At 70.6% G+C, this 218-nt stretch carries 1 pseudogene; it reads right to left on the bottom strand.

What is annotated here, in order from left to right:
• Positions 1–218: pseudogene (locus tag V5O46_RS31775) on the bottom strand (2-oxoacid:acceptor oxidoreductase subunit alpha); the annotation flags it as partial.

The following is a 218-nucleotide window of genomic DNA, read 5'->3' on the forward strand; positions in this document are numbered from 1 at the left end:
CGGGTGCGGACCATGTGGTCGTGGTTGGCCGGGTCGTAGGAGATGTTGCCGGTGCCGTCCTGCTTCTCGATGCCGCCGATGCGGTGCTCCAGGCCGGGGGTGCCGGGGATCGCCCAGGGGCGGGCCAGGGTGTGCGGGTCGCGCTTGTAGGGCCAGAACACCTCGGTGCCGTCGTCCAGGGTGTGGTTGGGGCCCTGCGCGAACTGCACCGTGAGATC

The sequence above is a fragment of the Streptomyces poriticola genome, assembly GCF_036689765.1.
GTDB classification, from domain to species: domain Bacteria; phylum Actinomycetota; class Actinomycetes; order Streptomycetales; family Streptomycetaceae; genus Streptomyces; species Streptomyces poriticola.